General features: G+C 68.5%; 20 protein-coding genes. 8 read left to right on the forward strand and 12 right to left on the reverse strand.

Going from position 1 to position 24,488, the window contains the following annotated elements; genetic code table 11:
- Positions 1-114: 114 nt before the first annotated feature.
- The 3 genes from Amac_RS13255 to Amac_RS13265 all read right to left on the reverse strand — a co-directional run bounded on the left by Amac_RS13255 (position 115) and on the right by Amac_RS13265 (position 4,234).
- Positions 115-2,760 carry a glycoside hydrolase family 3 protein gene (locus tag Amac_RS13255; RefSeq protein WP_155354649.1) on the reverse strand — a complete coding sequence of 882 codons (2,646 nt, stop codon included), beginning with the start codon at positions 2,758-2,760 and terminating at the stop codon, positions 115-117.
- A 208-nt stretch (positions 2,761-2,968) separates the two neighbouring features.
- Positions 2,969-3,421 (reverse strand): hypothetical protein, encoded by a 453-nt coding sequence (locus Amac_RS13260; protein WP_155354650.1) that lies wholly within the window; start codon positions 3,419-3,421, stop codon positions 2,969-2,971.
- A gap of 69 nt (positions 3,422-3,490) precedes the next feature.
- A complete protein-coding gene (locus tag Amac_RS13265; protein WP_155354651.1) occupies positions 3,491-4,234 on the reverse strand; it encodes an SDR family NAD(P)-dependent oxidoreductase in 744 nt (247 codons plus the stop codon).
- Positions 4,235-4,312: 78 nt separating this feature from the next.
- Here Amac_RS13265 and Amac_RS13270 point away from each other — a divergent pair, with 78 nt between their 5' ends.
- Positions 4,313-5,284, forward strand: a complete 972-nt coding sequence (locus tag Amac_RS13270; RefSeq protein ID WP_155354652.1) for a helix-turn-helix transcriptional regulator — start codon at positions 4,313-4,315, stop codon at positions 5,282-5,284.
- Here the strand turns inward: Amac_RS13270 and Amac_RS13275 are convergent.
- From Amac_RS13275 to Amac_RS56085, 3 genes are all read right to left on the reverse strand, one after another.
- Entirely contained in the window at positions 5,275-5,424 is a 150-nt protein-coding gene (locus Amac_RS13275; protein ID WP_155354653.1) for a hypothetical protein, read from the reverse strand. The two genes, Amac_RS13270 and Amac_RS13275, sit on opposite strands and share 10 nt — an antisense overlap.
- Positions 5,425-5,495: 71 nt before the next feature.
- Entirely contained in the window at positions 5,496-6,509 is a 1,014-nt protein-coding gene (locus Amac_RS13280; RefSeq protein ID WP_155354654.1) for a LacI family DNA-binding transcriptional regulator, read from the reverse strand.
- Positions 6,496-9,108, reverse strand: a complete 2,613-nt coding sequence (locus Amac_RS56085; RefSeq protein ID WP_170322467.1) for a beta-glucosidase family protein — start codon at positions 9,106-9,108, stop codon at positions 6,496-6,498. Before Amac_RS56085 ends, Amac_RS13280 begins: the two co-directional genes overlap by 14 nt.
- Positions 9,109-9,349: 241 nt before the next feature.
- On the opposite strand from Amac_RS56085, the gene Amac_RS13290 reads away from it, so the two are divergent.
- From Amac_RS13290 to Amac_RS13315, 6 genes are all read left to right on the forward strand, one after another.
- Entirely contained in the window at positions 9,350-10,765 is a 1,416-nt protein-coding gene (locus Amac_RS13290) for an extracellular solute-binding protein (RefSeq protein ID WP_246268293.1), read from the forward strand.
- On the forward strand, positions 10,762-11,658 hold the full coding sequence (locus tag Amac_RS13295; protein ID WP_155354655.1) for a carbohydrate ABC transporter permease: 897 nt from the start codon (positions 10,762-10,764) through the stop codon (positions 11,656-11,658). The genes Amac_RS13290 and Amac_RS13295 overlap by 4 nt, the downstream gene beginning before the upstream one ends.
- Before the next feature lies 1 nt (position 11,659).
- The gene (locus Amac_RS13300; RefSeq protein WP_155354656.1) at positions 11,660-12,556 is read left to right on the forward strand and encodes a carbohydrate ABC transporter permease; all 897 of its coding nucleotides are present in this window, start codon (positions 11,660-11,662) and stop codon (positions 12,554-12,556) included.
- Positions 12,557-12,625: 69 nt separating this feature from the next.
- The gene (gene asnB / locus Amac_RS13305) at positions 12,626-14,473 is read left to right on the forward strand and encodes an asparagine synthase (glutamine-hydrolyzing) (RefSeq protein WP_155354657.1); all 1,848 of its coding nucleotides are present in this window, start codon (positions 12,626-12,628) and stop codon (positions 14,471-14,473) included.
- Between the two features lie 18 nt (positions 14,474-14,491).
- Positions 14,492-14,911 carry an SRPBCC family protein gene (locus Amac_RS13310; RefSeq protein ID WP_155354658.1) on the forward strand — a complete coding sequence of 140 codons (420 nt, stop codon included), beginning with the start codon at positions 14,492-14,494 and terminating at the stop codon, positions 14,909-14,911.
- On the forward strand, positions 14,908-15,453 hold the full coding sequence (locus Amac_RS13315; protein WP_155354659.1) for a TetR/AcrR family transcriptional regulator: 546 nt from the start codon (positions 14,908-14,910) through the stop codon (positions 15,451-15,453). Before Amac_RS13310 ends, Amac_RS13315 begins: the two co-directional genes overlap by 4 nt.
- A 12-nt stretch (positions 15,454-15,465) precedes the next feature.
- On the opposite strand, the gene Amac_RS13320 is transcribed toward Amac_RS13315, so the two are convergent.
- Positions 15,466-17,169, reverse strand: coding sequence for a DUF4082 domain-containing protein (locus Amac_RS13320; RefSeq protein ID WP_155354660.1), 1,704 nt, complete (start codon positions 17,167-17,169; stop codon positions 15,466-15,468).
- A 145-nt stretch (positions 17,170-17,314) separates the two neighbouring features.
- Between Amac_RS13320 and Amac_RS13325 the strand changes: the two genes are divergently transcribed.
- Entirely contained in the window at positions 17,315-18,013 is a 699-nt protein-coding gene (locus Amac_RS13325; protein ID WP_155354661.1) for a YqjF family protein, read from the forward strand.
- On the opposite strand, the gene Amac_RS13330 is transcribed toward Amac_RS13325, so the two are convergent.
- The 5 genes from Amac_RS13330 to Amac_RS13350 form a co-directional block, all read right to left on the reverse strand.
- Positions 18,010-20,085, reverse strand: a complete 2,076-nt coding sequence (locus tag Amac_RS13330; RefSeq protein WP_155354662.1) for a heavy metal translocating P-type ATPase — start codon at positions 20,083-20,085, stop codon at positions 18,010-18,012. The two genes, Amac_RS13325 and Amac_RS13330, sit on opposite strands and share 4 nt — an antisense overlap.
- A gap of 91 nt (positions 20,086-20,176) precedes the next feature.
- Positions 20,177-21,043 carry an SMP-30/gluconolactonase/LRE family protein gene (locus Amac_RS13335; protein WP_155354663.1) on the reverse strand — a complete coding sequence of 289 codons (867 nt, stop codon included), beginning with the start codon at positions 21,041-21,043 and terminating at the stop codon, positions 20,177-20,179.
- Positions 21,036-21,992 (reverse strand): ABC transporter permease, encoded by a 957-nt coding sequence (locus Amac_RS13340; protein ID WP_155354664.1) that lies wholly within the window; start codon positions 21,990-21,992, stop codon positions 21,036-21,038. The genes Amac_RS13335 and Amac_RS13340 overlap by 8 nt, the downstream gene beginning before the upstream one ends.
- Entirely contained in the window at positions 21,989-22,957 is a 969-nt protein-coding gene (locus tag Amac_RS13345) for an ABC transporter permease (protein ID WP_155354665.1), read from the reverse strand. Before Amac_RS13345 ends, Amac_RS13340 begins: the two co-directional genes overlap by 4 nt.
- On the reverse strand, positions 22,950-24,488 hold the full coding sequence (locus Amac_RS13350; protein ID WP_155354666.1) for a sugar ABC transporter ATP-binding protein: 1,539 nt from the start codon (positions 24,486-24,488) through the stop codon (positions 22,950-22,952). Before Amac_RS13350 ends, Amac_RS13345 begins: the two co-directional genes overlap by 8 nt.

Below are 24,488 nucleotides of genomic sequence, written 5' to 3' on the forward strand. Positions count from 1 at the left end.
ACTTCGGGCTGGGCGTAGTTGAGACCTACCTCCACCCGAGGTGGGGTGGCGCAGGCTAACCCGTCTCGGATGGGCCAGGCCGGTCGTGGCGGGCACGACCGGCCTGGCTTGTTGTCACGTCAGGTCGGAGCACTTCAAGGCGTCGGGGTCCTTGGCGGCTTGGGGGACCCAGCGGACGTTGGCGAAGGAGGCGGAGAATGCGGCCTCCGTGTACACCAGGAACGTTGTGTTGACGTTCTCCATGTCGAGGCCGGTCGCCGCGAAACATGCGATCGGGATCTTGACGGTCGCCTTGGTGCCCTGTGTGGCGAGCCCTGTGAACAGGTTGGTTGCGACGACCTCGGAGAAGCACGGGTAGACGCAGTGCAGGCTGATCACGGTCCGGGCCGCTGGCGGAGCGTGGACGATGGTGTCGAAGACCAGGGCGGAGTCGGCGTTGAGGTAGGCGCGCAGGTCGGTGCCGCCGGCGGGGTTCTGGAGGTAGATCTGGCCGGGGCCGACGCCGGTCCAGGTCGCCTTGAGTGCGTCGCCCTGGACGTTGACGTCGGAGGGCACCACGTTGATCTCGGCGTGCGCGGCGGTGCCGTCGACGCCGATCTCGGTGCCGCCCCAGTTCTCCGGTGATCCGATGAAGCTCCGGTACGGCGCGATGTCGGTCCGGTTGAAGAGCTCCAGATCCTCGGTCGCGGTGCCTCCGCCGCCGGTCTGGCCGCACGCGAATTCGGGCGAGGTCTCGTCCAGATGCCCGACATTTCCGGATTGGCCGTTGCGCAAGCCGTACCCGAGCGGGAAGAGCGGGTCGTAGTCCTCCGTGCCCGGGTTGAGCGGAGTCTGGCAGGCGCTCTTCGGCCAGGAGTAGGAGAGTTTGCCGCGGTAGCCGTCACTGTGCCGGGACTCGACGAGCAGGTCGGCGACGCCGCCACCCTCGGTGCCGGGGAGCCAGGCGACCACGAACGCGTCGGAGCGGTTGAGTTCCTTGTTGACGTAGAGGGGGCGGCCCGTGACGTACACGGTGACCACCGGAGCGCCCTTGCCGGTGACCTTGTCCAGGACGGCGAGGTCGGCGGGGTAGAGCTTGGCCGCCTCCAGGGTGCGCCGGGACAGGTCGCCGACGCCTTCGGCGTAGGGGGTCTCGCCGATCACCGCGATGACCGCGTCGTACGCCGCCGGATCGACCCCGTCACCGGTCTCGCTGAACGTGACGTCGTTGGCGCCGAGAACCTCGCGCAGGCCGCCCAGGATGGTCGTGCCGTTGGGGAAGTCGGCGTTGGTGTTCCCTGTGCCCTGCCAGGTCAGCGACCAGCCGCCGGTCTGGTTCTGCAGGCTGTCGGCGCTCTTGCCGACGACCAGGACCTTGGCGCGCGAGTCGAGCGGCAGCACCTTGCCCTTGTTCTTGAGCAGGACCTGCGACTCCCGTACGGCCTGGCGGGCCAGGCGCTTGGCGTCGAGCGCGTCCGCGGAACCGGCCAGCGGGCGGGCGGAGGGCTTGGGGGCGCTGAACAGGCCCGCGCGCAGCTTGACGCGCAGGATGCGGGTGACCGCGTCGTCGATGCGCGCCATCGGGATCTCGCCGGACTCCACCTGGGCGATGGTGTTGGCGATGAACGCCTTCCACTCGTTGGGCACCATGAACACGTCGATGCCGGCGTTGACGGCCCGTGCGCAGCTCGCGTTGGTGCATCCGGCGACCTGGCCGATGCCGTTCCAGTCGGAGACGACGACGCCGTCGAAGCCCATCTTCTTCTTGAGGATCTGGTTCAGGGCGAGGTCGCTGCCGTGGAGTTTGCCCTCGTTGATGCCGAGGTCGGCGTTGGTCCAGCTGTTGAAGGAGACCATCACGGTCTGGGCGCCGGCGGCGAGCGCGCCGTAGTAGCCCTGGCCGTGGATGTTGATCATCTCGGCTTCGGAGGAGGGGTTAACGCCCTGGTCGGCGCCCTTGAGCGTGCCGCCGTCGCCGATGAAGTGTTTGGCGGTGGCGAGGACGCCCTTGCTGCCGAGCCGCTGGGAGTTGCCGCCTTGGAGTCCCCGGACGGCCTCGTAGCCGTACGCGCGGGTGATCCGGGGGTCCTCGGAGAAGCCTTCGTAGGTACGGCCCCAGCGGTCGTCCCGTACCACGGCGAGGGTTGGCGAGAACGCCCAGTCCTGGCCGGTGGCGCGGATCTGCTCGGCGGTGGCTTCGCCGATGTCGCGGATCAGGCAGGGGTCTTGGGCGGCGCCGAGGCCGATGTTGTGGGGGAAGATCGTCGCGCCGTAGACGTTGTTGTTGCCGTGCACGGCGTCGATGCCCCAGATGACGGGGATCTTCGTCCGGGTGCCGACCGACGCCTCCCAGTACGCGTCGGCGAGGCTGAGCCACGCCTGCGGGGTGGCGTGTTTGTCCCGGCCTGGCCAGGAGCCGCCACCGTTCAGCACGGAGCCGATGCTGTACTGCCGGACTTCCTCGGGGGTGATGGCGCCGATCTCCGGCTGGGTCATCTGGCCGACCTTCTCGGCGAGCGTCATCCCGGCGAGGATCTTCGCCACCCGCTTCTCGTCGGCGGAGTCGCGGTTGATCCGGCTCTTGACCTTCGGCCAGTCGGACAGCGTGGGCAGGCGTTTCTCGATCCGGGCGCAGCCGTGGTCCATGGCGGGCTGCCCGATCTCCGGTTGCCTGCCGGGTTTGCCGCTGTCGGCGTTCGCGCTCGGGACGATCCCTCCGGTCAGGAGGGCGAGCCCGGCCAGGATCGCGTACACGCGTGGCCGGGTGAGGGGTCTGTTCATAAAGAGTCCGTTCTCGGTCGCAAACGGCTGCCGACACGCCGAATCCTGACCGGGTTACGGTTCTGAGTCAATAACTTCACAAGAGCGCTCTCTCGCCACAGGAAACGACGTTTCCTAAACCAGATTCCCAAGGCTGTGGCTTATTTTGCGTGTTAGTGCATGTCAGAGGGCTAGTAGCTGTGGAACTGAGAGAGCGCTCTACATGAAGTCAGCCAGTCCGCGTGAAGTCCATGATCCAGTTGGTCTCCCAGGTCTGCTCGCCGTCGTAGGAGAAGGCCTGCTCCCAGCGGCAGGACGTCGGCGTGATCGCGGACCAGATGAACCGCACCCGGATCGGGCGCCCCTCCCATGTGTCGTCGGCGTAGAACCAGCCCACGCCGTCGTCGCCGAACCGCCCCACGCACGGGATCGGGTCCATGCCGACCCTGCCGTCGATCCAGTGCAACGACCACAGATCGGTCTTGGCGTCGTAGAGCCGCACGGTCGCGCCGCTGTAACTCTCGAAGGTGATCTCGTCGAAGTTGCCCGCGCCAGCGAAGAAGCTCCGCACGACCGTGGTGGCCTGGATGTCCTCCCAGTCCTCGCAACCGACGCCGCGCTTGAGCAGCTTGCGATTGGCCACGTCCCACGTGCCGACCAGGAAATCGAAGTTGTTTGCCATGACCGGACCATATGGGTGCTCCACTGACACGTATTGTCAGTGGAGCACGAACTTCTCGTCACAGGAATGTCATATGGTGAAGCCGCCGTCGACGTTGACCGTCGCCCCGGTGATGTACCTCCCGTCGGCGCTGGCGAGGAATGCCACAGCCGCGGCCACATCGGCCGGTGCCGCATAGTGGCCGAGTGCGGTGAACCCGTTGATCGTGTCGGCGTTGGGGCCGTCAGCCGGGTTCAGTTCGGTGTCCGTAGGACCCGGGTTCACCAGGTTCACGGTGATCGCCCTGGGGCCCAGTTCGCGACCGAGCGCCTTGGTCAGGCCGATGAGCGCGGTCTTGCTCATCGCGTACAGCGCGAAGCCGGGAAACACAGCGCGCTCGGCCACGTTGCTGCCGATGTTGATGATCCGGCCGCCGGCCGACATGTGGGGGACCGCAGCTTGTGAAGCGACGAACGGGGCCCTGATGTTGACCGCGACGGTCTGTTCGAACTCCTCCAGGCTCAGCTGCTCCAGCGGTCCGAGCAGGAACACGCCGGCGTTGTTGACCAGGATGTCCAGCCTGCCCAGCTCACCAGCGACCCGGTCGACCACGGCGGTCATCGCCGCCGGGTCGGCGCTGTCCGCCTGTACCGCGATCGCCCGACGTCCCGCCACCTTGATCTGCTCGACCACATCATCGGCGCGCTGCTGATTCTGCTGGAACGTCAGCGCCACATCGGCGCCGTCCTGGGCCAAGCGCAGCGCCACAGCCGCGCCGATGCCGCGACCACCACCGGTGACAAGGGCCACCTTGCCGTCAAGTGCGTTGTTCATGACGAAAATCCTGGCCAATAATGGTGCGCCCGTCTGGCGGCGATCGGACGCAGCGTTCTGACACGTATTGTCGGTGGAATGCGAGCCTCTCGGCTTTTGTCCGTCCTTCTCCTGCTGCAGGCTCGGGGCCGCATGACCGCGCAGCAGCTCGCCGACGAGCTCGAAGTCAGCGTACGGACCATCTACCGCGACGTGGATTCGCTCCACACCGCCGGAATCCCCCTGTACGGCGAAGCCGGGCATCAGGGCGGCTACCAGCTGCTTGACGGTTTCCGTACCCGGCTGACCGGGCTGACCGAGCAGGAGGCCCAAGCGCTGTTCCTCGCCGGACTGCCCGGCCCCGCTGCCGAACTCGGCCTCGGCGCCCTCGCCGCGACCGCAGAACTCAAGATCGAGGCCGCGCTCCCACCGGACCTGCGTGAAGGCTCCCGCCGCATTCGCGAGCACTTCCACCTCGACGCCCCCGGCTGGTACCACGACGGCGACCAGGTCCCCCACCTTCCGGCTGTCGCGGGCGCGCTCTGGAACAAGCGCATCATCCACGTGCTCTACCACCGCTGGCGCGAGCCGTCCGAGGTCAAGCGCACCTTGGAGCCTTATGGGCTGGTTCTCAAAGCGGGCAAGTGGTATCTCGTCGCCCGCTGCGAGGAAACGCTGCGCACCTACCGCGTCAGCCAGATCCTCGACCTCCAGGTGACAGACGAGACGTTCACCAGGCCCCCTGGCTTCGATCTCGCCACGTACTGGCGAGACCACCTGGTCGACTTCCGGGCCCGTCTCATCCAAGGGCATGCCGTGGTACGCCTCTCGCCCCCCGGACGCGAACGGCTCACCGAAACCATGAGCGCCCAAGTGATCAACGCGGTGAATGAGACAGCGTCACCCCCCGACGAGCTGGGCTGGATCACCGCGACCATCCCGATCGAGTCGCTCATCCACGCCCACGGCGAACTCCTCAGACTCGGCGCCGAATGCGAGGTCCTCGACCCGCCCGCCCTCCGCGAGAAGCTGGCGGCCACGGCGAAGGCACTCGCCTTGCGCTACGCGTGACGAGTAAGTCCGACCACGCTGACCCTCGTGCACGTCTTCGGGTAGCACGTGGTCGCACAGGTCTTCGGCCCGCGAACCCCGTTCAGCCCGGTCACGAAACCGTCCGGAAGCAGCTCCAGCCCGGAAATGTCGATCGTCATGTTCCTATGAGAACCAGAAGATCGATGGTGGCCCAGTCCCACTCGTGCCCGAGATACCCGGCTGAGTGGTCCTACCGGGCGACGGCGGTCGATCCCCGGACGACCAGTGATGTGGCGAGTTCGACGTGATGGGAGTCGATTTTCTCGCCCGCCGCCAGGCGGAGGCCGGTGCGCAGGGCGACGGCGCCCATCTCCCGGAGGGGCTGGCGGATGGTGGTGAGCGGAGGTGAAGCCATTGGGGCGATCTGGGTGTCGTCGAAGCCGACGATGCTGAGGTCCTCGGGGATGCGCAGGCCCCGCGCCCTGGCGGCCTCGATGATGCCGAGCGCGGTCGCGTCGTTGCCTGCGAAGATCGCTGTTGGGGGTTCTGGCAGGTCGAGCAGCGTTGCACCGCCCACCACACCGTCGTGATACTGGAAATGCCCTGTCTGCACGTAATGCGGGAGCACGACCGCGCCTTCGGCCTCCATGGCGGCCCGATATCCATGCATCCGCGCCTGATGGCAGGCCGCCGTCGCGTGGCCGCCGATGTAGGCGATCCGCCGATGGCCGAGCGAGAGCAGATGCTGCGTCGCCGCCAGCCCACCCGAGAAGTTCGTCGACCCGATGCTGGTCACGCGCGCCCGCGGCAGGTTCAACGGATCGATCATGACGAGCGGCAGCCGTGCCCGCGACAGCGCGCTCAGGTGCCCGGTGGTCAGCTCGCTGGTCACCGCGATCAACGCCCGCCGCCCGGCGCCGGCCAGATCGCGAGCCCACGCGACCGGCCGCGCGGCCCGCTGCCGCACGCTGACGACGACTGCGACGCCTACATCCGCTCCCGCCTCCACCGCCCCCTGAAGGATCTCGGTGGAGTACGCGTTGAGCGCCTTGTCGAGCTGCACCTCCACCGTGTCCCGCCCCGAGCTCTCCCCCCGGCGCGGCGAGGACGCGACATAGTCGTGCTGCACCAGCAGCGACTGCACCAGCGAACGCGTCGCGGGCGCCACGTCGCTACGCCCGTTGAGCACCTTGGACACCGTCGCGACCGACACGCCCGCGGAGGCGGCGACGGTGGCCAGCGTGGCACGTCTAGGACTCGGCATCTGTTCCCCTCGGCGGGCCGACATCTACCGGTGTCACCAGCCGCCGACCAGGCCCGACGACCCGCACCGGACCGGTCAGCCGGACCGCGCCCTGGCAGGGCAGGTCGGCGGCGGAGGTGCCGACGAGCACCTCGACGTCCCCCGGTTCGACGATGCGCCGCAGGTCACGGCCGGTGAAGGAAGTCCGGTCGGCGTGCACGCGGAACCGCACCTCCCGGCTCGTGCCAGGATCGACCGCCACCCGCACGAAGCCCACCAGCTGCCTCACCGGCCGGGTGACCTGGGCGAGCACGTCGTGCAGGTACAACTGCACGACCTCCTCACCCGCTCGCGCACCGGTGTTGCGAACCCGGACGGACACGGTGAACTCGCCGTCGGTGGGAATCTCGGCGTCGCTGATCTGGAGATCGCCGACCTCGAAAGTGGTGTACGAAGCGCCGTAGCCGAACGGGAACAGCGGCGTCGGGTCGAGGTTGCTGATGCCCTGGCTGTCGGTTCCCAGAGGCGGCTGCAGGTACGTGCCCGGCTGCCCACCCGGCCAGCGGGGGATCTGTACGGGCAGCTTGCCTCCGGGCTGGACACGACCCGAGATTATACGGGCAATCGCCCCTCCACCCTCCACCCCGGGCATGAACGCCTGCACCAGCCCGGCGGCCTTCCCGTGCACCTCTCCCAGCGCGTACGGCCGCCCGGACACGACGACCACCACGACCGGCGTCCCGGTGGCGGCGAGCTCGGCCACCAGCTCTTCCTGCACTCCGGGCAGCCGCAGATCCTCGGCGTCGCAGCCCTCCCCGGAGGTCCCCTCCCCGAACATGCCCGCCCGATCCCCCACGACGGCGACGCACAGATCCGCCGCCCGAGCCCGGGACACCGCCGCCGCGAAGCCCGACCTGTCGGTGCCCCGGATCTCGCAGCCCCGCTCGTGGACGATCTCAGCCTCCGGGAATTCGACCCGCAGCGCGTCGAGCACGCTGGGCGCGTCGAGGCCGAGCCCCAGGCCCGGATGGCGGGGCAGGACATGGTTGGGGAAGGCGTAACACCCCATGAAAACGCGCGGATCATCCGCCCCGGGCCCGACCACGGCGATCCGCCGCAGACCGCCTCCGACCAGGGGCAACGCGGTTCCCGCGTCGAGCAGGACGACCGACCGCTCGGCCATCTCGCGAGCCAGCGCGCGGTTGCCCGGAGAGTCAAGGTCAACCGGTCCCTCGGCCATCTCGCGGGCGGGCGCGCGGTTGGCCGGAGAGTCAAGGTCAACCGACCTCTCGGCCATCTCGCGGGCGGGCGCACGGCTAGCGGGCGAGTCCAGATCAACCGACCCCTCAGCCATCTCGCGGGCAGGGGCGCGGCTAGCGGGCGAGTCCAGATCGATCGACCCCTCAGCCATCTCGCGAGCGGGCGCACGGCTAGCGGGCGAGTCCAGATCGACCGGTTCCACGGCCGTCTCGTGGGCCGCATCGCATGCCTCGTCGAGCAGTCCGAGTTCCACCTTCTGGGTGAGCAGCCGACGCGCCGCCCTATCCACCACCGATTCCGGCAGCTCGCCCCGGGCGATCCGCTCGGCGAGGTGCGGTCCGAAGCCCTGCGTGTCGGGGAGCTCAACGTCGATGCCCGCGGTAAGCGCCAGCACCCCCGCCTCGCCGGTGTCGGCGACCACCTGATGCATCGTTGCGAGGAACGGAATGGCCCAATAGTCCGAAACCACCGTCCCGGTGAACCCCCACTCCCCGCGCAGCAAATCGGTCAGCAGCCAAGAGTCGGCCGCAGCCGGAACCCCGTCCACGTCGGAGTAGGAGTTCATCACCGAACGCGCCCCACCCAGCGTGATCGCCATCTCGAACGGCGGCAGGATCACGTCCATCATCTCGCGCCGCCCCATCGAGACGGGACCGTGATTGCGAGCCGCCCGCGACGCCGAGTACCCGGCGAAGTGCTTGAGCGTGGCGATGACCCCAGCACCCTCCAGCCCGCGCACATAGGCACTACCCAGCATCGCAACCAGGTACGGATCCTCCCCGATCGTCTCCTCGACCCTCCCCCAGCGATAGTCGCGAACCACATCAAGCACCGGCGACAACCCCTGATGCACGCCCACGGCACGCATATCCCGCCCGATAGCCGCAGCCATCCGCTCCACCAGTTCGGGATCGAACGTCGCCCCCCAAGCAATGGCGGCCGGATATACGGTCGCACCATAAGTCGTAAATCCCGTAAGGCATTCTTCGTGCACGAGTGCCGGAATTCCCAGCCGGGAATGCTCGGTGACCGCACGCTGAAGCCGTACCACCTCGGCGGCCCCCTCCGCAGCCGTCACCGGCTCGCTGCCGAACACGCGCGTCAGTTGCCCGATCCCGTGCCGTACAGCCTCCTCGAATGGGACAGTCCCCGCCGCCAGCACATCCTGCAGCGGCGCGACGTTCAGCGTCCCGGCGGCGTCGTGCTCCTGGGCGACGAGCTTCTCGTTGCCCACCCACTGACTGCCGAGCTGGGCGACCTTCTCCTCGATGGTCATCTCCGCGAGGAGCGCGTCGACCCGGTCGGCCACGGGAAGCGTCGGGTCCTGCCACCGGCGGGTGACCCGGTCTGGAGCGGTCATCTGCTGCTCTCCTCACGATCAACTTGCCGAGAACTTTCGAAATATTTCGAGACAGTGGCGTGACCTGCCCGCCAGACAATATCCGCATTAAAACCCCAGTTCAATGCCTATGTCCCGACATAATCTCCACAGCCGCCCCAAGTGCCTCTTGACAGGCAAACACGTGAAACTTAGATTCCAACCCGCGCGGTCATGTCGCAAATGTTTCGGTAGACCGGCTCAAGGGCGTACGGCATGGGGGGTGCTGATCCTCGACGGCAGGCCACCGCATCCGATGATCAACCAGCTCTCGAGTACGGAGATCAGCGTGGAGCCCAGGACAACATCTCGCCGCACTTTCCTCAGCCTCGCCATGGGCGTGCCCGTGGGAGCCGCGCTCGCCGCCTGCGGCAGTTCGGGCCCCACCCCCACCGGCGGCGGCGCGAGCGGGGGCGGCGCCGCCGCCGGCAAGGCCACTTACTGGTATCTGAGCACCCAGCCGCAGGAGGGCATCCGCACCGCCTCCGTGGACAGGTTCAACAAGGCCAACCCCAACACCCAGATCGCCGCGACGACCTTCCAGAACGACGCGTACAAGACGAAGATCAAGACCGCGCTCGGGGCCGGGCAGGCGCCCACCATCATCTGGGGCTGGGGCGGTGGCACGCTGCGCACCTACGTGCAGGCCGGCCAGGTCGACGACCTCACCCCGTGGTTCGACCAGAACCCCGCGATCAAGGACCGGCTGTTCCCGTCCTCGTTCGGCGCCGCGACGATCGACGGCAAGATCTACGCGATGCCCGCCGAGGCGGTCCAGCCGATCGTCCTGTTCTACAACAAGAAGGTCTTCGACCAGGTCGGCGTCCAGCCGCCGGAGTCCTGGGGCGACATCATGGAGCTGGTGCCCAAGTTCAACGCCGCGGGCATCGCGCCGTTCTCGCTCGGCGGGCAGTCCCGCTGGACGAACATGATGTGGCTGGAGTTCCTCTTCGACCGTGTCGGCGGTCCCGAGCTGTTCGGGGCCGTGTTCGACGCCCAGAAGGACGCCTGGTCCAACCCGGCCGCGCTGGACGCCCTGACCAAGGTGCAGGACCTGGTCAAGGCCGACGGGTTCATCAAGGGCTTCTCCTCGATCACCGCGGACTCCAACGCCGACCAGGCGCTGCTCTACACGGGTAAGGCCGCGATGATGCTGCACGGCACCTGGACCTACGGGAGCATGGCCCTGGACGGGGGCGACTTCGTGTCCGGCGGCCACCTCGGCTACATGAACTTCCCGCCGGTCGAGGGCGGCAAGGGCGACCCCAGCAACACCGTCGGCAACCCCGGCCAGTACCTGTCGATCTACTCCAAGGCGACTCCGGAGCAGAAGGAGACCGCCAAGAAGTTCTTCGCCACCCAGGTCCTGTCCCCCGACGAGGTCAAGCAGTGGATCGACACCGGCTCGGTGCCGATCGCCAAGGGCTCCGAGAGCGCGCTGGCCTCCTCCAAGGACGCCGCGTGGCTGGAGTTCGTGTACGGCGTGGCCAGCAACGCCAAGGCGTTCGGCCAGTCCTGGGACCAGGCGCTCAGCCCGACCGCGGCGGAGACCCTGCTGGACAACATCTCCCAGCTGTTCCAGCTGTCGATCACCCCGGAAGAGTTCGCGGCCAACATGAACGCGGTCATCGGCAAGTGAGCGTGACCCCGGCCACCACGCGAGGTCGTCATGGCTCCCTCGCGTGGCTGGCCGTGCCCGCTCTGGTGTTCTTCGTCGGCTTCGCCGTGATCCCGCTGGTGGGGGTGCTGGCGCTCAGCTTCACCTCGTGGGACGGGATCGGCGACATCAGCGTGTCGGGCTTCACCAGCTGGCACGCGGTACTGACCGACCCGGGCCTGCCGCACGCGCTGTGGGTGACGTTCCTGGTGATGGCCCTGTCCTGGGCGGTCCAGACCCCGGCCAGCCTGCTGCTCGGGGTGTTCCTGGCCGGTCGGCAGCGCTACCGGGCCGTGCTGGCCGTGCTGTACTTCGTGCCGCTGCTGCTCAGTTCGGCGGCCATCGCCATCACGTACAAGGCGCTGCTGGACCCGAACTTCGGGCTCGGCGCCGGGCTGGGCATCGAGCTGCTCGCCCAGGACTGGCTCGGCGAGGCCCACCTCGCCTTCGGCATCGTTATCTTCGTCGTGTCCTGGCAGTTCATCCCGTTCCACTCGCTGATCTACCAGGCCGGGGTGCGGCAAATCCCTCGTTCGATGTACGAGGCCGCGGAGCTGGACGGCGCGGGACGGGTCCGCCGGTTCTTCAGCATCACCCTGCCGCAGCTCAAATACACGATCATCACCTCCTCGACCCTCATGGTCGTCGGGTCGCTGACCTTCTTCGACCTCATCTTCGTGCTGACCGAGGGCGGCCCGGGCGACGCCACCCGGGTGCTCGCCCTGGACATGTACAAGCGCGGCTTCCAGGCCAACCTGATGGGGCCGGCCAGCGCGATCGCCGTCATCCTCGTCCTGGTGGGCCTGGCGCTGGCGCTGCTGCTGCGCAGGCTCGGCGGCCGGGATCCCTCCTCCAGCCAGATGGAAGGGGCCTGACATGGCGACGACCCTGACCCAGCAACAGGAGCAGGCCGCCGCGGCACGGCCCCGGCCCACCACCCGCCAGGGCGCGGTCGGCGGCCACCGGAACTGGCTGGCGGGTGTGGCCGGCTGGCTCTGGCTGGCGGTCGTGGTGATCCCCATCTACTGGATCGTCATCACCAGCTTCAAGCTGCAGAGCAGCTACTACGCGACCAACCCGCTGGCGCCGCCGACCGAACCGACGCTGCGGAACTACCAGATGGTCATCGAGGCCGACTTCGCGCAGTACTTCATCAACAGCCTCATCGTCACCCTCGGCGCGGTGATCCCCGCGGTCCTCATGTCCTTCATGGCGTCCTACGCGATCGTGCGGAGCGCCTCCAGCCGGGTCCTGCGCATCGTGAACTCGCTGTTCCTCATGGGTCTGGCCATCCCGCTGCAAGCCACCATCATCCCGATCTACCTGATCATCATCAGGTTGCACCTGTACGACAGCCTCCTGGGGATGATCCTGCCGTCGATCGCCTTCGCGATCCCGCTGTCCGTGCTCGTCCTGTCCAACTTCATCCGCGACGTGCCCAGGGAACTGTTCGAGTCGATGCGGATCGACGGCGCCACCGAGTGGGCGACGCTCTGGCGCCTGGCGTTCCCGCTCACCCGGCCCGCCGTGGTGACGGTGGCGATCTACAACGCGCTGACCATCTGGAACGGCTTCCTGCTGCCGCTGATCCTCACCCAGAGCCCCGACAAGCGCACCCTGCCGCTCGCGCTCTGGGCCTTCCAGGGCCAGTACAGCGTGAACGTCCCCGCCATCCTCGCCTCCGTCGTCCTCACCACCCTTCCGATCCTCATCCTGTACGTCGTCGGCCGCCGCCAACTCCTCAGCGGCCTGACCGCAGGCTTCAGCAGATAATTCCCCTACTGACCTCAAAGAGTGCTTGACCTGGGCATATCGGTTTCTGATCACGGTGTTGTCACTAGCATGTGCGGAATCACCGGGTGGGTGGACTATGAGCGGGACCTGACCAGGTCCGGGGAGATCGCTCAGGCGATGGTGGACACGATGGCCTGCCGCGGGCCGGACGACGAGGGGCTCTGGACGGCGGCGCACGCGGCGATCGGGCATCGCCGGCTGGCCATCATCGACCTCGCGGGCGGGCGGCAGCCGATGATCGCCGAGGAGGACGGGCGGGAACTGGCCGTGCTCACCTACAGCGGGGAGGTCTACAACTTCCTGGAGCTGCGGCGGGAGCTGGAAGCACGCGGGCACCGGTTCAGGACGCGCAGTGACACCGAGGTCGTGCTGCGCGCCTATCTCGAATGGGGTCAGGAGCTCGCCGGGCATCTCAACGGCATGTTCGCCTTCGCGGTCTGGGATGTCAGGCGGGAGGAACTGCTGCTGGTGCGGGACCGGATGGGCATCAAGCCGCTCTACTACTACCCGACCGCGCAGGGGGTGCTGTTCGGCTCGGAGCCCAAGGCGATCCTGGCCAACCCGCTCGCCGAGCGGGTGGTCGACGCGGACGGGCTGCGCGAGATGCTGGCATTCGTCAAGACACCGGAACACGCGATCTTCCGAGGCATGTACGAAGTGCGCCCCGGCCAGACCGTCACAGTGCGCCGTTCCGGTATCACCAAGCGCCGATACTGGCAGCTGGAGTCCCACGAGCACCCCGACGACGTCGAGACCACCGTGGCCACGGTGCGCGGACTGCTGGACGACATCATCACCCGCCAGCTGATCAGCGACGTTCCCCTGTGCACGCTGCTGTCCGGCGGCCTGGACTCCAGCGCGGTCACCGCGCTCGCCGCGAAGGACCTGCGCGCGCAGGGCATGGGCACGGTCCGCTCGTTCTCCGTCGACTTCGTCGGCTACACCGAGAACTTCAAGCCCGACGCCGCGCGCGCGACCCCTGACACGCCGTACGTGCACGATCTGGTCCGCCACGTCGGCTCCGAGCATGCCGACATCGTGCTCGACTCCGGTGAGCTGATGGACCCGGCGGTCCGCGCGAGAGTGCTGCACGCGCGCGACCTGCCCGTTGGCATGGGCGACATGGACACCTCGCTCTACCTGCTGTTCAAGGCCATCCGCGGGCACTCCACGGTCGCCCTGTCCGGTGAATCGGCCGACGAGGTGTTCGGCGGCTATCAGTGGTTCCACGACCCGGTGGCGGTCAACGCCGACATGTTCCCGTGGCTGGCGCTGGGCGACATCAGCGGCGGCGTGAACCTGGACATGCTGGACGAGGATCTGCGGCAGGCGCTGGACGTTCCCGCCTACCGGACCGACAGCTACCACCAAGCGCTCACCGAGGTGCCCCGGCTGCCCGGGGAGACCGGCCACGAACGGCGCATGCGCGAGCTCAGCTACCTGAACCTGACCAGGTTCGTCCAGATGCTCCTGGATCGCAAAGATCGCATGAGCATGGCCGTCGGTCTGGAAGTCCGCGTCCCCTTCTGCGACCACCGGCTGGTGCAGTACGTCTTCAACGCCCCCTGGGCCATGAAGACCTTCGACGGCCGCGAGAAGAGCCTGCTCCGCGCGGCCTGCGCGGACGTTTTGCCCGAGTCGGTCCTGCAACGAGTCAAGAGCCCGTACCCGTCCACCCAGGACCCCGGCTACGAGCACGCCCTGCGCCAGGCCGTCCGCGACCTGATGCGCAACTACGACCTGCCCAGCCGCCGGATCATGGACCTGGCCGCCATGCGCGCCAGGCTCCGGCAGCCCCTGGACGAGACGAGCTCACTGGGCCACCGGGCCCCGCTGGAGCGCATACTCCAGCTCGACGCCTGGCTCAGGGATTACCAGGTGAAGCTGGACGTCTAGACATGTACCATTTGGTACATGCGCTTTGAATCATCCGTATCCATCGACGCCACACCGCAACGCGTGTGGGAAGTGTTCACCGACATCGAACGCTGGCCCGAGTGGACCGACACGGTCGACTCGGTCGAGCTGCTCGACCCCGGGCCGCTGAAGATCGGTTCCCGGGCGAGAATCAAGCAGCCGAAGCTGCCCGTCGGGGTCTGGCAGGTCACCGAGCTGGTCGAGGGCGAATACTTCGCCTGGGTGAGCAAGAGTCCTGGCGTCCGGATCGCCGCCGGCCACCACGTCGAATCCACCCCGGCCGGCACGGTCGCCCGCCTCACGATCGACCAGCAGGGCCCGCTCGGCGCCCTGATGGGCAGGCCGCTCGGAAAGCTGATCAACCGCTACCTCCACCTGGAGGGCCAGGGCCTGAAAGCCCGGAGCGAGCAGGCGTGACGCCCAAGGAGAAGCTGCTGGGCGAGGCGATCGACTACTTCGCCACGCACGGCATCGGCGACGCCAGCCTGCGGTCGATCGCGACCGGCCTCGGCACCAGCCACCGCATGCTGATCTACCATTTCGGCTCCCGCGAAGGCCTGCTCGCCGAGGTCGTCCGCGCCGTCGAGGCCCAGCAACGCGCGTCCCTCGCCATGTTCACGGGCGACGACGACCTGACCGTGGCGGAACGTTCGCAGCGCTACTGGGATGGCGTGGTCGAGGCCACCCTCACCTACGGCCGCCTCTTCTTCGAACTGTCCGCGCACGCGATGCAGAAGCGCCCGCACACGGAGGGCCTGCGCGGCGACCTCATCGCCGTCTGGCTTCCCCCGCTGACCGAACTCTTCGTTAGCGGCGGAATCGACCCGGCCGAGGCCCCCGCGTACGCGCGGCTGAGCCTGGCCGCGACCCGCGGCCTCCTCTTCGACCTCCTCCTGACCGGCGATCGGGAGGGGGTCGACGAGGCCATCGTCCTGCTGAACCGCTTCCTTCAGACGTAGGTCTGGTACGGCTCAGTCGTGGCGTTCTGGCTGGGGAATCGGGCCGGAGGTGTCGTCGAACACGTTGCCGGTGAGTTCCGACAGCGTGGTGCGGGTGCTGACCAGGATCGGGCAGTCGAAGAACGAGTTGCGGCCGAACCTGTTGCCGTTGACCTTGACGCCGGTCAGGGCGCCGTTCAGGCCGTTGTGGCTGAAGTTGAGGGTGCAGCCGCCGCCGTCCAGGAAGTTGTCCACCACGAGGCTGTTGGGCGCGGACGACTGCAGGGCCGCGTTGGCGTCCTTCGTGGTCGACATGTCGATCGTGTTGTGGCGCAGGGTCACGCCGGTTTCGCCCGCCATCGACTGCACGCCGTCGTTGTGCGTGGGGCCGCCGCCCTGGTCGGGGTCAGAGGCGAACCAGGTCATGTCGTGGATGAACGAGTCCTGGATGAGGGTGCCGCTGCCCGCCTTGATGCCGTCGGTGCTGCCGCGGAACTCGCTGCGCAGGATCTGGGTGTTGCGGGTCCACGCGCCGTCGACGCCCGCGCTGGGGTTGGCGGGGACGAATTCGGAGTCGGTGACCACGGTGTTGCTGCCGCGGGTGCTGTCGAACAGCGGGATGGTGCGGTTGGTGGAGCCGCCGCGGAACACGCAGTCCTTGAAGGTGATGTTGGAGCCGGTGACCTTGACGAAGCCACGGAACTCGCGGCCGGTGATGACCTGGCCGTTGGTGGAGAAGGTCTGGTCACCGTTGACGACCGTGAGCTGGGTTCCGGGGGTCACGCCCGTGCTGGCCGCGTTGGGGAACTTGCCGGTTGGGATGGGCTCCGGGTCCTTGCTGGGAGTCGGCGTCGGGGTGGGTGACGGCGAGGGCGAAGGTGAGGGTGAAGGCGTTGGGGTGGGCGACTTCACCGGGGTGAGGGTCGGCGTCGGGGTGGGCGACGGACTGGGCGACGGGATGGGCACGGGCGTGAGGGTCACGCTCGGGGTCGTCGCCGTCGGGGTCACGGTGACCGTCGGGGTCACGGTGACTGTCGGAGTCGCGGTGACCGTCGGGGTGGAGGTGGGCGGAGCCGGGTTCGGCTTTGGTGTGGTTTCCCACCACTGGAAGATCGGGTCTACGTAGTACGTGTAGTTCTTGGGGTTCCATTTTTCGGGGAAGCGGCTCTTGCCGTACCGGAAGACGCCGGTGCGCCTTTGGGCGGCGGCGAGCGGTTCCGCGGTGGCGAGGCTGCCGCGGGTGGCCGCGTAGGTGCCGTTGTCGCTGTGGTAGGAGATCGTGTACGTCTGGCCAGGCCGTACCACCACGGACTGCGCGAAGCGCGCCTCCTGCCAGCCCGATCGGGTCTCGGCGGTGAAGGTGACCCGCGCCAGCCGTACGCCCCGGGAGCTCCACAGGCTGCCTGTGTGCTTGCCGCGCTCGCCCGCCGCCTTGAAGAAGCGCACTCCGGCGACGCTGCCTTCCTTGGTCACCGTGAACCGGGTGCCGAGTTCGAGGGCGGCCCGGTCCGAGTAGCGGGTCGGGGTGATCTGCGCCGCCGGATTCCAGAGGCTGGTCTCCTTGAGTTCCCGGGTCGTGGCGGGCTGCTCGGCCGCGATGGGAACCACCGAGGACTCGCTCCGGGTGGCCAGGATGACGACCGGCACCGCTATGGCGAGCACGACCCCCGGCACGATGAAGCGCCAGGGGCGGCGTGGTTCGGACTCCAGGTCACGAGGGGAGTGCGTGCTGGCCATGCGTCTGACCTCCGGGCGCGTCGCCGGTTATGTCGTGCTCGTATGGACCGATCCTTGGTTTCCGGTGGCTATTGTGGCGCGTGAGGTAACAGACGCGCATCATTTTCGCCAAATATGCCGACTCATTCCCGGGTAGGAGCACGTTATGCGAGCCCCGCCGTCCCCTACCGTGTCCCGACCGGTCATGCACCAGCGCTGGTCGGAGCTGACCTTTGTGCACTGGCGCTATCCTGCCGGCGTCGTCGCCCCGCTTCTGCCGCCCGGCCTCACGGTGGAAACCTTCGACGGCAGCGCCTGGGTGGGCTTGGTCCCGTTCCTCATGAAAGGGGTACGGCTGTCCGGCACCCCTCCCCTGCCCTGGTTGTCCCGTTTCCCCGAAACGAACGTCCGCACCTACGTCCACGACGAGTCCGGCCGTTCCGGCGTCTGGTTCTTCTCACTGGACGCCGCCCGCCTCCCCGCCGTTCTGGGCGGCCGGGCCGGTTTCCGACTTCCCTACTTCTGGTCGGACATGTCCGTCACCAGGGATGCCACCCACTGGACCTACCGCAGCCAGCGCCGCCACACCGGCGTCCGGGCCAACCTGGACGTCAACGTCGGCCCCCACCTCAACAGCCCCGACGAGCTGGCCCACTTCCTGACCGCCCGCTACCGCCTCTTCAACCTGGTCTCCGGCCGCCTCGCCGCCGCGACGGTCGAACATCCGCCCTGGCCTCTCAACAAAGCGACCCTCACCCACCTGGACGAAACCATCCTCCAAGCCGCCAACCTCCCCGCCCCCGACAACCCGCCCTTGCTGCACGCCTCCCTCGGTGTCCCCGTACGCGTGGGAATGTGGCACTAGCGGAATCGGCGGAGGCGCAGGCTGTTAGCGACGACGAGCACGCCCGACAGGGCCATCGCGGCGGCGGCGACCACAGGGGAGAGCAGGCCTGTCGCGGCCAGAGGAAGAGCCACCAGGTTGTAGGCGAATGCCCAGAAGAGGTTGCCTTTGATGGTCGTCAGGATTCGCCTAGAAAGGCGGATCGCGTCGGAAGCCACCCGTAGATCGCCACGGACCAGCGTGATGTCGGAGGCCTCGATCGCCCTGTCGGTAGTCGTCGCGATGCCCAGGTCGGCCTGAGCGAGGGCCGCCGCGTCGTTAACGCCGTCGCCGATCATCGCGACCACGCGTCCCTGCCGCTGCAACGCCCGAATCGCCTCAACTTTCCCTTCGGGCAGCAGCCCGGCCAGCACGAAATTAACGCCGACCTCAGCGGCCACCCGGGCGGCCACGGACGCCCGATCTCCGGTGAGCAGCAACGGCGACAATCCCAGCGCCTTCAGATCCCGGATGGCTCGCGCCGACATGGGTTTCACGGCATCCGCGATCACCAGCACGCCGCGCGCGAGCCCATCCCACCCGACGACGATCACCGTTCCAACCGCCTCGGCCAGCGCCTTCTCCAGGGAATCCGGCAGCTCGCCCCACCGTTCGACCAGCAGTTCCCGGCGCCCGGCCAGCACCCACTTCCCGGCCACCCAGCCCTCGACACCGCGCCCGGGCAACGCGGCGAACCCCTCGACCGGCAGCGCCGAACCGCCGGCCTCGTCGATCGCCCGGGCGATGGGATGTTCCGAGGCACGCTCCACCGCGCCCGCCAACGCGAGGATCTCCTCCCGGGACTCACCTTCGGCGGCGATCACGGAGGTCAGCCGCATCCGGCCCTCGGTCACCGTGCCGGTCTTGTTCAGCACGATCGTGTCGATCCGGCGGGCACGCTCCAACGTGTCCGGGCCTTTGACCAGGATGCCGAGCTGAGCGCCACGTCCAGTGCCGACCCGAAGCGCCGTCGGCGCGGCCAGCCCGAGCGCGGCCGGGCAGGCGATGATCAGAACGGCGATGGCCGCGCCGATCCCGTCCGGCGCGGGCGCGCCCAGGGCGAGCCAGGCCACCAGGGTGGTGGCGGCGATCGAGAGGACCACGGGGACGGCGACCGCGGACACCCGGTCGGCCAGGCGCTGGACTTCGGCCTTGCCGGACTGGGCGGCTTCGGCCAGGCGGGTGATCTGGGCGAGGCGGGTGTCATGGCCGACCCGGGTCGCGCGCACCATCAGCCGCCCGCCCGCGTTGACCGTCGCCCCGACGACCCGGTCACCGGCGCCGACCTCCATCGGGATGGATTCGCCGGTCAGCCGGCTGGCGTCGACGGCGGAGTGACCTTCGATCACGACGCCGTCGGTGGCGATCTTCTCGCCCGGGTGGACCAGGAAGGCGTCACCCACGGTGACGCGGTCGGCCGGGACGTGGATCACCTCGCCGTTGCGGAGGAGGGTGGCGTCTTTGGGGCCGAGATCGAATAAGGCGCGCAGGGCCGTACCGGTGTGGCGTTTGGCTCTGGCCTCCAGGTAGGCGCCGGTGAGGGCGATGAGAGTGATTGCGGCGGTCACCTCGAAGGAGACGGACGCGAGGGTCCACAGCGACCAGCCGAACGAGGCCAGGATGCCCAGCGACACGAGAGTGCGCGCCCGATGGAAGGGCCACGCGCCGTACGCGACGATGGGGAGGGTGAGCGCCAGCGAGACCCACTCCCAGCCGGGCACTCCCAGCGCCGGGATCACCGCCGGGGCGAACACGCCGACCGCGCAGGACGCGGAAATGATCAGGCGTTCCTCCAGCCCTCTGAGCGGCTCCTCCTCGCAGCGCGTCGCGTGGCGCAGTTCGGCCGTGTAGCCCGCGCGCTCGACCTCCGCCACCAGGGTCGCCGGGTCCAGATGGGCCGGATGGGTGATGGTCGCCTGCTCGGTCGCGTAGTTGACCGTCACCGTCACCCCGTCGAAACTTCGCAGCGAGCGCTCGATCTGGGCCGCGCAGGCGGCGCAGGTCATTCCCCCGATGACGAGCTCTGTGGTGAGCACTTCCAGCGACTTGTTCATCACCACTCCCTTGATCGAGCATCTAACAACCCCGTCCCCACCAGCTACGGCGGGCAGGCTGGCACGGTTCACTCGCCCGAAAGGAACGCGGTCAACCGGCGAAACATGGAGTGGGGAGCCCGCGGGCGTCAGGGTCCAGAAGGAGCACGCGGCCGGAGAGCGGCGCCTCGCTGAGGGCGAAGGTGTTCAGGCCGATGCGGGCGGTGGTGACCGCCAGCGTCGTCTGATCAGGGCCGACGAAGGCGCATCTGGTCGGGCGTGGGACGGGGACCATGAGGACACGGTCGACGGATCCGTCGGGAGCGTAGCGGACGATGCGGGAGCCGCCCCATTTGCAGTTCCAGATGAATCCTTCAGCGTCGACCGTCACCCCGTCGGGGTACCAGCCCGTCCCCTCGTCGGAGGCGAAGAGGCGTCCCCGACCCACCTCGCCGGTGGACGGCTCGATCTCGTACGCCCGGATCAGTTGCCGGGTCGAGTCCACGTGATACATCGTCCGGCCGTCGGGACTCCACGCGGGCCCGTTGGAGCAGATGATGCCGTTGAACGCGCTGGTGACCGTGAGATCGGCGTCCAGGCGGTAGAACGACCCGGTGGGCTCGGCTTCGGACAGGTCCATCGAACCCACCCAGAATCGGCCGGAAGGGTCGACCGCGCCGTCGTTGAGGCGGTTGCCCGGCAGGTCAGGCTCGACTTCGCGGACGATGTCGACGGTGCCCTGGTCGAGGTCGCAGAAGGCGATGGCGTGGCGGAGGGCCGCGACGAGGCCGCCGCTCGCGCGCAGGGCGACGGCTCCAACCGGGTCCGGCATGGCCAGGGTTCGGGTGGGACCGTCCGGCCAGTCCCTGGCGTACACGCGTTGCCCGGTGATGTCGACCCAGTAGAAGCGGCTGCCGTCCCAGAGGGCGCTCTCGCCGAGGTCGCAGGTGACGTCGCCGAAGACGTCGATGTCAGTCATGGGCCTTGTCCCGTCCGTACGCGAAGAGGATGACCAGGATCACCAGGCCATAGATCATGAGGCGGCCGTATTCGGGCACCCGCTGGGCCTGGAGGAAGGTGGTGACGGCGACCAGGGTGAGGGAACCGGCGACGACGCCCAGGTAGTGGCCGCGCCCGCCGAGGATGGAGACTCCGCCGACGACGACGGCCGCGATGGATTCGAAGAGGTAGGGGTCGCCGAGGCCGAGGGAGGGTTGCCCGCCATACCCGACCAGCATGATTCCGGCCAGGGCCGCGAAGACGCCGCTGAGCGTGTAGAGGGCCACCGTGACGCCGCGTACGCCGACGCCGGACAGGAAGGCCGCCCGGGAGTTGACGCCCACGGCGTAGACGCGGCGGCCGAAGGTGGTGAGGGTCAGCAGGACGGTCATGAGGAGCGCCACGCCGATCCAGACCAGAAGGGCGGCGGGGATGCCCGCCACTCCGCCCACGAACAGGTCGCGCAACGGCTGCGGCGCGTACGAGCCGCAGGACGCGCAGGTGAGGCCCTTCGACAGGCCCAGCGACAGTCCTTGCAGGACGCCGTTCATGCCGAGGGTCATCACCACGGCGGGCACGCCGAGCCAGGCGACCCCCATCCCGTTGGCGAACCCGGCCAGCGCGCCGACTCCGAGCGCCAGCGCGAGAGCCTGCGGCAGCCGGGAGGATTGCCCGAGACTGGTGGTGGTCAGCACGATCGCGGCGCCGTTGAGCACCCAGGGGATCGACAGGTCGATGCCGCCCACCAGCACGACCAGCATCTGACCGGCCGCCACGAAGCCGGTGAAAGCGGCGACGACCAGCACGGCCCGCAGGCTCGTCCAGGAGGCGAAGCCCGGGTGCAGGACGGCCCCGAGCGACAGCACCGCCGCGGCGACCGCATACGCGTAGAGCACGCGCCGCACGTCGGGAGTGATCGCGGCGTTCACGCCGCTGCCCTCCGACGGCGGGCCACCAGCGTGGCGACGGTCCCGAGCAGGACCGCGACGACCAGGAACAGCCCCTGGAACAGGGACTGGTAAAGCGGATCGATCCCGGCGAAGAAGAGCACGTCGATCACCAAGGTCAGCGCCACCGCCCCCGCGACCGCCCCGAGCGCGCTGCCTCGGCCACCGGTGAACGCGACTCCCCCGACGACGACCGAGGCGATCGACGTCAGGATGAACGGCGCACCCGCATTGGCATCCCCCGCCGTGGTCGTGGACACGTAGAACACCGAGGCCAGCGCGCCGCACAGCCCGGACAGGGCGTAAACGCCGAGCTTCACCCGCCCCGCCGGCACGCCGACGGCGCGGGCGCTGGTCTCATCGCTCCCGACCGCGTAGATCCTCATCCCGAATCTGGTACGGCGCAGCACGAGCCATCCCCCGATCGCCACCCCCAACCAGATCAGCCCGGTAGGGACATTCGGATTGGAAAGCACATTCCGCACAACAGAGGGAATCGACCCGCCCGGCACCGGCAGCACCCACAAGGCCAGTCCGGTGAAGATGGACAGCGTCGCCAGCGTGGCGAGAATCGGCGCGATCCGCCCCGCCGCGACGATCACCCCGTTGATCGCCCCGCAGGCCGCCCCGAGCACCAGCACAACGATCAGCCAGCCGAACGGCGCAATCCCCGTCCCCGTCACCGTGGTCGCGGTAACCGCCACGCAAAGGCTGACGATTCCCCCCACCGACAGATCGATGCCCCCGGTGAGCACCACCAGGCTCTGGCCGATCGCCACGAACACCAGCGGCAGCATGGTGTTGAGGATGGACAGATAGTCGAACGACGTCGGAAATCGCCCAAGGCTCGACGTGTAAACGATCAGATAAGCGGCGGCTGTGGCCACGAGCACGATGTATCCGAGCCCGGCCTGCGTGGGCACGAGCCGCCCGATGAGATCACGCATCGGATGCCTCCTTCAGGGACGCGGCCACGATCTGGTCCGCGTCACCTACCGGGCCGGGAAGTTCAGCCGAGATCCGGCCCTCGCGCAGCACGAGGACCCGGTGACAGAGGTTGGCGATCTCCTCGGTCTCGCTGGAATGGAACAGGATCGCCTTTCCTTGCGCGGCGAGGTCGGCGACCAGTTGGTAGATGTCGTGTTTCGTCGCCGCGTCTACTCCGCGAGTGACGTCGAACAGCAGCAGGATGCGGGCGTCGGTGAGCAGCCAGCGGGCCATGACCACTTTCTGCTGGTTGCCGCCGGACAGCGTGCCGACGGCTTGGTTGCTCGCTCGGCCGCCGCCGATGCGCAACTGCTCGGAGATCGACGTCACGGCCGACCGTTCCGCTCTCCGCCGGACGAAACCGCCCGCGGAGCGCCGGGAGAGCGTGGCCAGCGCGACGTTGTCCCGGATCGACAAGGGCAGGAAAAGCCCTTCGGCTTTGCGATCCTCCGGCACGTACGCGATCCCGAGACCAACCCGGATGGCGTCTTTAGGGCGACGTATCACGACTTGTTCCCCGCCGATGCTGACCGTGCCCGCCGCAGCCCGGCGGGCGCCGAACAAGGTGAGGAACAGGTCGCGTTGCCCCTGCCCGGCGAGCCCGCCGACCCCGAGAATCTCCCCTCGGCGCAGGTCGAAGGAGACCTTCCGGAGCCGACCGCCCGCGAGCTCGTCCACCCGCAGCACGGTCTCGCCGACCGGAAGTGCGGAAATATCGGGATATGTTCCGGCCAGCGTGCGGCCGCTCATCAGGGTCACCGCCTCGGCCTCCGAGATACGATCCCGCGTCGCCACCTGCGTCCCGTTCCGGAAAACCGTGACCCGATCCGCCAGTTGCTCGATCTCGCGCCAGCGATGCGAGGTGAAGATGACGCAACACCCCGCATCCCGCAATCGGCGCATATGTCCGGCCAGCCATTCGACCTGCCGGTCCGGCAATGCCGCCGTCGGCTCGTCGAGAATGACCACCCGGGGCTCCTGCGCGAGTACCCGTACCAGCTCGACGATCTGCCGATGGGCGACCGACAGGTCGGCGGTCGTGGCGCGGCTGTCGATGTAGTCGACGCCGTACTTCCGGAGGATCGTGTCCGCGGTGGGGACGAGCCGCCCACGCCGTACCAGACCGAGCCGCCCTCGGGGCGGGTCCTGCAGCAGCAGGTTCTCCGCGACGGTGAGGTCGGGCAGCAGGGACAGCTCCTGGAACGCGGTGGCCACCCCGAGCCGGCGGCGGGCGGCCGGTTCGACCACCCGCCGTACCTGCTGGCCGAAGATCTCGACCGTGCCCCGGTCGGCGCTGATCAGCCCGCACAGGACCTTGATCAGGGTGCTCTTGCCCGCGCCATTCTCCCCGGCCAGGGCGTGGATCTCGCCGGGACGCGCCGCGAACGACGCGTCCCGGAGGGCCTGGACACCGCCGAAGGCGCGGTGCACCCCGGCCGCCCGGACCGCGAGCACCGCCGCCGACGGCGGGATCTCCGACCGCGTCGACAT

It is taken from the genome of Acrocarpospora macrocephala, assembly GCF_009687865.1.
GTDB lineage: Bacteria > Actinomycetota > Actinomycetes > Streptosporangiales > Streptosporangiaceae > Acrocarpospora > Acrocarpospora macrocephala.

Bases quoted from the DNA above. Each gene is read 5' to 3' on its own strand.
- Amac_RS13255 (WP_155354649.1), bottom strand. From the start codon at position 2,760: ATGAACAGACCCCTCACCCGGCCACGCGTGTACGCGATCCTGGCCGGG.
- Amac_RS13260 (WP_155354650.1), bottom strand. From the start codon at position 3,421: ATGGCAAACAACTTCGATTTCCTGGTCGGCACGTGGGACGTGGCCAAT.
- Amac_RS13265 (WP_155354651.1), bottom strand. From the start codon at position 4,234: ATGAACAACGCACTTGACGGCAAGGTGGCCCTTGTCACCGGTGGTGGT.
- Amac_RS13270 (WP_155354652.1), top strand. From the start codon at position 4,313: ATGCGAGCCTCTCGGCTTTTGTCCGTCCTTCTCCTGCTGCAGGCTCGG.
- Amac_RS13275 (WP_155354653.1), bottom strand. From the start codon at position 5,424: ATGACGATCGACATTTCCGGGCTGGAGCTGCTTCCGGACGGTTTCGTG.
- Amac_RS13280 (WP_155354654.1), bottom strand. From the start codon at position 6,509: ATGCCGAGTCCTAGACGTGCCACGCTGGCCACCGTCGCCGCCTCCGCG.
- Amac_RS56085 (WP_170322467.1), bottom strand. From the start codon at position 9,108: ATGACCGCTCCAGACCGGGTCACCCGCCGGTGGCAGGACCCGACGCTT.
- Amac_RS13300 (WP_155354656.1), top strand. From the start codon at position 11,660: ATGGCGACGACCCTGACCCAGCAACAGGAGCAGGCCGCCGCGGCACGG.
- asnB (WP_155354657.1), top strand. From the start codon at position 12,626: ATGTGCGGAATCACCGGGTGGGTGGACTATGAGCGGGACCTGACCAGG.
- Amac_RS13310 (WP_155354658.1), top strand. From the start codon at position 14,492: ATGCGCTTTGAATCATCCGTATCCATCGACGCCACACCGCAACGCGTG.
- Amac_RS13320 (WP_155354660.1), bottom strand. From the start codon at position 17,169: ATGGCCAGCACGCACTCCCCTCGTGACCTGGAGTCCGAACCACGCCGC.
- Amac_RS13325 (WP_155354661.1), top strand. From the start codon at position 17,315: ATGCGAGCCCCGCCGTCCCCTACCGTGTCCCGACCGGTCATGCACCAG.
- Amac_RS13330 (WP_155354662.1), bottom strand. From the start codon at position 20,085: ATGAACAAGTCGCTGGAAGTGCTCACCACAGAGCTCGTCATCGGGGGA.
- Amac_RS13335 (WP_155354663.1), bottom strand. From the start codon at position 21,043: ATGACTGACATCGACGTCTTCGGCGACGTCACCTGCGACCTCGGCGAG.
- Amac_RS13345 (WP_155354665.1), bottom strand. From the start codon at position 22,957: ATGCGTGATCTCATCGGGCGGCTCGTGCCCACGCAGGCCGGGCTCGGA.
- Amac_RS13350 (WP_155354666.1), bottom strand. From the start codon at position 24,488: ATGTCGACGCGGTCGGAGATCCCGCCGTCGGCGGCGGTGCTCGCGGTC.